Raw genomic sequence first — 2578 nt, forward strand, 5'->3', positions numbered from 1 at the left:
AACGAGCGATCAAGTACGATTTCCCCTCGATTAACATGTTCAAAAAACTTTGAGTCGGTAGATGTAACAAAGGCAACGCTGTGTTGCTTACCAGTCTCATCGTTCAAAAAGCCCATTTGTATGGATAGGGCAACAGCATCCTTTTGTTCGTGTAACATTTTTTCTTGGATACTTCTGTCTATTCTCGATAGATTATAAGTTTCCTCTGCCTCTTTATTCATATAAAATTGTCCGTTTGGCAAGTCTTTAATTAATGCAGCATTATCTTGTGATAATCCATTTGCCAAACCAGATATAATAAAAGTTAACAAACTAATTAGAAAAACGATGGAACCTAAAATAAAAAACCTTACTTTATTTTTTTTAATTTCTTTCCATGCCATGTTCATGTGATCTCCTCCCATCTCTTTTGACATCCTTAGTCTATAGTCTTTATGTGAACAGAGGATGAATAACAAGTTACAAATGGGGGGGCAAGGAGAAATTTTAACTTTACAAAAAAAGTGTCAGGCATCACAAGTGGATATTTTCCCACTGGAAATGCCTGACACAATCGAAAGACGTTACTAACATATAGGTAACTCAACAACAAAAGTAGTTCCTTCATTTTCTTTACTATTCACATGAATATAACCACCATGCAGTTTAACAATTGTAGCAACTATTGATAGGCCAAGTCCTGTCCCATCAACAGAACGCGTGCGTGCGATATCTGCCCGATAAAAGCGATCGAATATCCTCTCTAATTCCTTATGATTCAATCCTATTCCTGTATCTTCAAAGGTGACCAATATTGATTCTTCTCTTTCTTCAATTGATATCTCAATGCTACCATTAGCTTTATTGTACTTAATGGCATTGGTCAACAGATTATCCCATACTGTATTTAATAAAGAGGGGTCACCGATCATTTCTGTATCTGGTAATGAATAGCCAAGCATAATCCCTTTTTCATTTACTACCCATTGATAATTTCGGATTAATTCCTTCATTTGCTGTGCCACATTGAATGGTCTTTTTTTCAAAATATCATCATCGCGATCTAAGGAGGCAAGAAGTAATAATTGTTTAGTTAATGTAGAAAGCCTACTAATTTCACCATTTATGACAGAAATATAATGTGTTTTATCTTTATTACTCAGGGATTCATTTTCCAATAGATTTGTATACCCTTTTATATTAGATAGTGGTGATTGTATATCGTGAGAAATGTTTGATATGAATTCTTTTCTCATCTCATCCAATTGTTCTAATCTACGCGACATTTGTAAAAAACTATGAGAGAGTTCTCCTAATTCATCATTACGATCAATATCAAGTTCAACATTAAAGTTTCCTGTTGATAATGACTTTGTGGCAACTGTTAATTTAGATATCGGCTTCACTAAATATTTCGTACTGACCACTACCATCATGATGCTTAAAAAAATCATTAATGCAAGAAGCCAGCCAAATAAAATATGCATCTCATTAAAAAGAAGCTTAATATCAGGTCTAATAAAAAGAGCATAGTTTATTCCATTATGCGTCACTGGGACACCAATCGTATTCTTTAATTCGTTTGCAAAAAAACCTGTCACAAAGGTTTTTTTTGGAAAATGAAGCATACCATGATAAATATCACCATGAAATACCTGTTCTTTAGTGGAAGCAGAAAGAGTTTGATCCCTGAATGGTGCTCCATAATAGGATTCCCTTCCAGAAGTATCTACTAAGTAAATTTGATATCCAATGGTAGAAAGGTTTTCTAAGTACTCCTTGAAATTGATATTCGCATGTTCTTCAACAAATGCAGCTATCTCTAGGGCGATTTTTGTGTTTTTTTGATCATTAGAAGGTTTTAATTTTTGCTGATAATAGGTATTAGAGATTAAAAAAGCTAATATTCCACTTAAAATCATGATTCCAATTGTAATCACAACAAATTTCACATAAAGAGATTTCATCAACGTTTTGTCTCCAATAAATATCCAATCCCACGTACGGTCTTAATTTGAAAATCCTCTGACAATTTTGAAAAACGTTCTCTTAATCTTTTTATATGAACATCTACCGTTCGTTCATCTCCTTCATAATCCAAACCCCAAATATGTTCTATTAGATGATCTCGGGAAAAGACTTGCCTAGGACTTGAAATCAAAAAATACAAAAGCTCGAACTCCTTTAAGGGTAGTAGTATCGTGCGACTTCCAATTTGAACTTCATAGCTTTTTTTATTTATGATCGTATCTCCTACACGAACAATCGATCCATCCGGTTGTATGTCATATCGTCGAAGCAAAGCTTTGATTCGAAAGAGTAGTTCTTTCGGTTCAAACGGTTTGACAAGATAATCATCGGTCCCAGAATGAAAACCTTGTTCCTTATCCTCAATTTGATTTTTAGCAGTTAAAAGGATGATAGGAATGTCGTGCATATTTCGGATCTCTTTCGTTAAGGCATAACCATCCATATATGGCATCATCACATCTACAACGGCTAAATCACATTTTATATTACTTAAGATACTTAAAGCTTTTATACCATCCTGAGCTTCGAATACCTGATACCCAGCTTCTGATAAATGAACATCTAGAAG

The 2578-nt window shown here is 34.1% G+C and carries 2 protein-coding genes and 1 pseudogene; all 3 read right to left on the reverse strand.

Features of this window, described 5'->3' with window-relative positions; translation table 11 throughout:
- Positions 1-389, reverse strand: a pseudogene (locus tag ACGLXV_RS13170) (ABC transporter permease); the annotation flags it as partial.
- A gap of 177 nt (positions 390-566) precedes the next feature.
- Entirely contained in the window at positions 567-1946 is a 1380-nt protein-coding gene (locus ACGLXV_RS13175) for a sensor histidine kinase (protein ID WP_391558994.1), read from the reverse strand.
- A partial coding sequence (locus tag ACGLXV_RS13180) for a response regulator transcription factor (protein WP_391558993.1) occupies positions 1946-2578 on the reverse strand: 633 nt, incomplete at its 5' end. The genes ACGLXV_RS13175 and ACGLXV_RS13180, both read right to left, overlap by 1 nt.

The sequence above is a fragment of the Robertmurraya sp. genome (assembly GCF_036676585.1).
GTDB lineage: Bacteria > Bacillota > Bacilli > Bacillales > Cytobacillaceae > Robertmurraya_A.

Bases quoted from the DNA above. Each gene is read 5' to 3' on its own strand.
- ACGLXV_RS13175 (WP_391558994.1), bottom strand. From the start codon at position 1,946: ATGAAATCTCTTTATGTGAAATTTGTTGTGATTACAATTGGAATCATG.